The organism is Methylophaga sp. SB9B (genome assembly GCF_004832235.1).
Taxonomy (GTDB): Bacteria; Pseudomonadota; Gammaproteobacteria; order Nitrosococcales; family Methylophagaceae; genus Methylophaga; species Methylophaga muralis.
Genome location: NZ_SSXS01000007.1, coordinates 55536 through 61749 on the forward strand (window position 1 = coordinate 55536; position 6214 = coordinate 61749).

The following is a 6214-nucleotide window of genomic DNA, read 5'->3' on the forward strand; positions in this document are numbered from 1 at the left end:
AAAAAAAGCCTGAGAGTGAAAATCCAGTTCATTCTCAGGCTCATCTGCAACGGATTATTTATTTTCTGGCAAGGCTTCCAGACGGCACGTTATAACGTTGCTGACGATATAACCATGATGGCAATAAAACATGCGCCAAAGCTTTATGCTCATCCTCTGCAGCAGCCGGGCCGATGATATTTAATTGCCGTGATTTTGGTGAATATTGACCTTTCAATGCAGAGTTTTGTGGTCTTAAAACGGTGACCTTCTCACCTTGCATCAGCGCGTAGTAATCAGCAAATTGCATCACTGCCCGGCCCTCTGATTGCTGTTCAGCCTCAATGCTTAAGTCTCGACCAATCATCGGTGTTTCAGCTGTTATACCCATTAACGACAATAAGGTCGGTGGCATATCCACTTGGCTGGCAATCGTCGGTATGTTCCGTGGCTGAATATCAGCACCTAAAATTAAACCCGGTATTTGAAAACGCTCGATGGGTACAAGTGAATCGCCATAAACATTCAAATCATGATCTGCAATCACCAGAAACAAGGTGTCCTCCCAATAATCGCTTTGCTTAGCCTTATCAAAAAACTGGCCCAGGGCGTAATCGGCATATTTAACTGTATTGGTCTCACTTTGTTTAACAGGGTTATCCAGTTCAATGCGTCCATCCGGAAATTCATAAGGTGAATGATTACTGGAAGTAAACACCAGACTGAAATAAGGCTGACCTTGCGCATGTTTTTGTTGAATCTGCTGGTGTGCTTTATTCAGTAAATCCTCATCTGATACACCCCAACTACCAGTAAAAACCGGATTGGAGTAATCATGTTGATCAATTACTGATTCAAAGCCATTGCCAATAAAGAAACTCGCCATATTGTCAAAATGTGACTCACCACCATAGATAAATTCAGTGAAATAGCCTTGCTGTTTAAGTAAACCAGCTATGGTAAAAAAGTTTTGTTGAGACAGCGAAAGCTTGACTACGCTGCGAGCAGGCGTTGGCAAATAGCCACTTACCACGGCTTCAATACCTCTTACTGAGCGAGTGCCCGTGGCATAAAGCTGTTCAAACCACCAACCTTGTTGTTTCAGGCGTTCCAAATTTGGTGTGACGGAATACTCGCCACCTAAAGATTCAACAAAGGTTGCCCCCATACTTTCTTGCAGAATAATCACCAGATTAAGCGGTTTATCACGCTTTACGCTAGCTTGCCGGGTATTTAAGGTGGGAAATGGTGCCTGGCTATCAACACTAATCCAAGGGTAGTTTTGATGCAGTTCAGCCATGATCTCGGCCTCAGTCATCGTGCCATAAATTTCGGCAGAGTTAGACTCGTGCTGCATATTGTAAATGGCAAAATACACTGACCAGGCGGAGTTGATCATCAAACTGTTCACCATGGCATCAGAAGTCAGTGCAAAACTGGCAGGGTTGGCCGGGCGGTGACCGATGGAAGATCGAATCATCAGCACTAAAATAATCACCAAAAGTGGCCAGGTTAACCATAACTTCCATAGCGGCCAGTCGGATTGAGACTGTGCCATCCAGCGTTTTAATAACAGGATTGTCCCACTGCCAAATAATAGGGTTAAAGCAACACCCACAAATAACGGCACACGAAAGCCTTGCCATAAGGTGGCGAAGACTTCTTTGGGATACTGTAGATACTCAATAAACAGGCGGTTTGGACGCAAGTCATACTGCATAATAAACGCCGGGGTTGATGCTTCCATAAAGCTGATAATGACGATAATGATGACGCCCCATATCAGCACCAGCTTTTGCCAGATCTTCCATGCCCAACGATTGACCAATACAGGCATTAATAACACCAATGGAGCCAGCAACATGCCTAAAATAATTAAATCAGCTCGAAATCCTTGCAGAAAAATCGTTGGTAAATCTGTCGCTGCCACCACCCTGTCCCATTGCCAGATTACCAGTCCCAATCTGGACAGCGATAACATGATTAAACCTGTTACTACTAGATTGATAAAAACCTGGTAAGGACCAAACAAAGACTTTACTTTAGTCATTATCAGCCCCGCACGATTAATGGCCAGAGAACAGTCAGCCAGGTTGTCAGAGCAAGAATGATAGCTATAAATACAGCGAGTGAACCGTAATCCTTGGCACGGCCAGATAAGGGATGTTTTTCAGTGCTGATGCGATCAACAATACATTCAATCGCTGAGTTTAGTGCTTCCACCAAGACAACTAACAGTAAAACCGCTATTAGTGCCAGTCGTTCGACTGGAGATACATCCAGAAAAAAACTGAAAATCCCTCCACCGATCAACAACAGAAATCCCTGTTGAAAAGCGGTTTCAAAACGCAGTGCTGCAACCAGTCCCTGCATTGAGAAACCCAAGGCATAAAACAGCCGTTTGAATCCAGTATGTTTTTGCACAAAATCGCCTCATTAAACAAAAATGAGGCTCATGCTACGACGACAATACTTAACTAAACCTTAAGGAAAACAAATCCACTTTAAATACCTCAACATGGCAATCTTTTGGCTCTGAAAACTGTCTGCCTAAAAAACCAAATAGATATAGATGAGGCCTTTATGAAAACCAAACTGACTTTCTGGCACTATCTGGTGATGGGTATTATTGCCTTTGGCTTTATTGATGCTGCGGTAATGTTTTACCTTGCCACCATGTATTGACTATCTTCTGTTGTGAGCCCGCTCGAAATTCAAGATTGGTCCAGCTGGCACGACCCCTGTAGGGTTGATGGTTTTATGGCTGCGATAATAATGGCCTTTGATATGCTGCATATTGACGGTTTCTGCAACACCGGGCCATTGGTATAGCTCACGAATGTATTCAGCAGTATTCGGATAGTCTTCAATGCGTTTCAGGTTGCATTTGAAGTGGCCGTGATACACCGCATCAAAGCGAATCAAGGTGGTAAATAAACGCCAATCGGCTTCTGTCAAATCATTGCCGACTAGATAGCGATTTTTGCTCAGGCGCTGTTCAACCTTATCCAGGGCTTCAAATAAAGGATAAACAGCTTCTTCATAGGCTTGTTGAGTAGTGGCAAAACCTGCTTTGTAAACACCGTTATTGATGTTGTCATAGACTTCATCATTGATAGCATCGATATCGTTTCTTAAATTGACCGGGTAATAATCCCCCGCTGTGGCACCAATCGCATCAAACGCACTGTTAAACATACGAATGATCTCGGCAGATTCATTGCTGACCATCGTGTTTTGCTGTTTGTCCCACAACACCGGTACTGTTACCCGTCCACTGTAGTTTGGATCGGCTGCGGTATACACCTGATGCAGAAATTTCGCCTGATGTAACGGATCTTCAATCACTCCTTCTGCATAATCAAACGTCCAGCCATGTTCCAGCATTAACGGATTAACAACAGATAATGAAATCATCTGTTCCAGACCTTTCAGCTTACGAAAAATTAAGGTGCGATGCGCCCAGGGACAGGCTAAAGAAACATATAAATGATAACGACCAGCCTCCGCTTTAAAACCACCTTCTCCACTTGGACCGGCACTGCCATCAGAGGTGATCCAATTGCGGAATTGCGATTTACTGCGAATAAATTTGCCTTGATTGGAATCGGTGTCATACCAGCGATCGACCCACTGGCCTTTCATTAATAAGCCCATGCATTACCTTCCTTAAATTTAGTTGACTGTTTTATTAGCGAAGCTCACAATTTGTGCACTTAATTGCGAATAAGTTCATGAAACATCTCCAAACACAGCAGCTTGACCAGCGCCCTGCCAATATCTGGCAGCTGTGCGTATTGCTGTTGTTGCTGAATAGTTTGGCCTTTGCCGGCTGGGTAGATTTCCGTCAGGCAACTGTTTCAACCAATTCCGGTTTTGTCGCTGAGTTTAATCAACTTACTTTAGCCAATCATCGTGATCATTTCCGTTCATTGCTGGATATCAAAAATCTGGCTGCACCGATTTCAGGTGACGGTGATAACGAACAGCACTGGTTAAATTATTCGACTGAGTTCAATTTTCCTGCCGCAGCATTACTGCATGCGTTGGATCTACATTATTTGGCGTTACTGATCATTGGTGACGGCAAGTATCATTTACCCATCACTCGCGCACCTCCAAGTCCCTACTAATCCCACTGTTAAACCTTTTTTGTTTAAACACGAAGTCATCTTCGAGGATTATGTATGCGTTCATTCGTTTCACGGGCTGTTGTATTCAGCCTGATTATTATTGTGGGCCTGCTCAGTGCATTGCCTAATGTGTTGCCAACATCAACTTCACAACATTTACCTTCATGGTTTACCGACAATACCTTTCAATTAGGTCTTGATTTGAGTGGCGGTTCCCATTTGCTGATGCAAGTGGATACCAATGATTTACAACTCAACGATCATCAGCAGTTAGCCGAACAGATCACCGATGCATTACGGGAACAACGGATCTTTATTCAGCCGATTTCTGTATCGAAAAACCATCTGGTTATCACACCAAAAGATCCTAGCCGCTTAGCGGATATAAAGCAGCTTGTGCGGACCTTTATTAAAGATCCCAAAGGCGGGTTGGCTTTGTTCTCACTTGATGATGAGGCAAATAAACTCACCATCACTCCAACCAAAGCGCATAGTGAAAAACTCACTAAAGATGCCGTTGAGCACAGCTTGAAGGTGGTCAGACAACGTCTTAATGAGAGCGGCCTGGTGGATCCGACCATTACCAAACAAGGCAGTGACGGCATTCTGGTGCAATTGCCTGGCGTTGATGATCCAAGTTATATCCGCACTCTGCTGGGTACTACTGCCAAAATGACCTTTCATTGGGCAGCGAATGCAGAATCGTCCGGCGTCATCAAAGCTCAGGGTATGACTGAAGGTGAAGTCTATACTTTGGAAGAACGGGTAGCACTTGAAGGTCAGCATATCAAAGATGCCAATCTGGTATTCAGTCAGGAAAATGGCCAGCCAGTAGTCAGTTTTGAGCTGGATAAAGAAGGCGCAAGGTTGTTTGGTGAAATGACCACACACAATATCGGTCGCTCACTGGCGATTGTGTTGGATGATAAAGTCATTACTGCCCCGGTTATTCGTAGTGTGATTGCCGGTGGTCGGGGTGAAATCAGTGGTTCATTTACTGTTTCTGAAGCGAATGAACTGGCACTATTGTTACGTGCCGGTGCCCTGCCTGCTCCGCTTAATGTGATTGAAGAACGCACCGTCGGACCAGATTTAGGCAGTGATTCCATTTCTATGGGTATTACTACCGGTGTGATTGGTGCCATATTGGTATTGGTGTTTATGCTGGCGATTTATGGCACTTGGGGACTTATTGCCAGTCTGAGCTTGACACTCAATATCGGTCTGATTTTTGGCGTTTTGAGTGTATTAGGTGCAACGCTAACCCTGCCAGGTATTGCCGGGATTATTCTGAGTATCGGTATGGCTGTTGATGCCAATATTCTGATTAACGAACGGATCCGCGAAGAAACCCGTCGAGGCAAACGTGCCCTGATTGCTTTGGATGCCGGTTTCAGACGCGCTTACAGTACGATTCTGGATTCCAATATCACCTCATTGATAGCAATTAGTTTGCTGTTTATGTTTGGTAGTGGCCCGGTTCGTGGTTTTGCCGTAGCGATGGCGATTGGCCTTATTACATCAATGTTTACCTCGATTTCCTTTACTCGTTTATTGATGGAATGGCGGGTTAAGCGGATGCCAAAACAGGATTTACTCAGTATTTCCGGCATCAAAGCGCTGGATCGACTCAGTAACAGCAAGATTGATTTTATGCGGGGTCGGTTTGTCGGTATTGCCGCTTCAGCCATCTTGTCTTTAGCAGCGATTGGTTTATTTTTCCAACCTGGATTGAAATACGGCATCGACTTTAGTGGTGGCACGGTGATGGAAGTACAAGCGCCAAACACGGATGTAGAACAGGTGCGTCATGCCTTGCAAGCAAAAGGTTTTGCTCAGGCTTCGATTCAGGAATTCGGCGATGATGACTATTATCTAATTCGCCTGCCAATGGAAGGTGCTGAACAAGTCGCTAGCGGTGAACCTGTTGAAAATATCAAATCAGCGATACAGGAAATATCGGCCGATGCGAGTTTTCCACGCGTTGAAATGGTTGGACCAAAAGTCAGTGGTGATTTTAAAGATGCGACTATCTTGGCCATTGTTTTTGCCGGGCTCGGTATGTTGGCGTATCTGTGGATTAGGTTTGAATATCACTTTGC

Annotated in this window: 5 protein-coding genes; 2 read left to right on the top strand and 3 right to left on the bottom strand. The window is 44.5% G+C overall.

Annotated features, from left to right (window positions below):
• Nucleotides 1–58 precede the first annotated feature (58 nt).
• The 3 genes from E8Q33_RS08950 to E8Q33_RS08960 all read right to left on the bottom strand — a co-directional run bounded on the left by E8Q33_RS08950 (nt 59) and on the right by E8Q33_RS08960 (nt 3636).
• The gene (locus tag E8Q33_RS08950) at nt 59–2029 is read right to left on the bottom strand and encodes an LTA synthase family protein (protein ID WP_168800181.1); all 1971 of its coding nucleotides are present in this window, start codon (nt 2027–2029) and stop codon (nt 59–61) included.
• Nucleotides 2030–2031: 2 nt separating this feature from the next.
• Entirely contained in the window at nt 2032–2352 is a 321-nt protein-coding gene (locus tag E8Q33_RS08955; protein WP_136554408.1) for a diacylglycerol kinase, read from the bottom strand.
• Nucleotides 2353–2664: 312 nt separating this feature from the next.
• Nucleotides 2665–3636: a glutathione S-transferase family protein gene (locus E8Q33_RS08960; RefSeq protein WP_136554256.1), complete on the bottom strand. Its 972-nt coding sequence runs from the start codon at nt 3634–3636 to the stop codon at nt 2665–2667.
• 77 nt (nt 3637–3713) lie between these two features.
• Between E8Q33_RS08960 and E8Q33_RS08965 the strand changes: the two genes are divergently transcribed.
• Together E8Q33_RS08965 and secD are read left to right on the top strand one after the other, a co-directional pair.
• Nucleotides 3714–4112 carry a hypothetical protein gene (locus tag E8Q33_RS08965; protein WP_136554258.1) on the top strand — a complete coding sequence of 133 codons (399 nt, stop codon included), beginning with the start codon at nt 3714–3716 and terminating at the stop codon, nt 4110–4112.
• A 54-nt stretch (nt 4113–4166) separates the two neighbouring features.
• A partial coding sequence (gene secD / locus E8Q33_RS08970) for a protein translocase subunit SecD (RefSeq protein WP_136554410.1) occupies nt 4167–6214 on the top strand: 2048 nt, incomplete at its 3' end.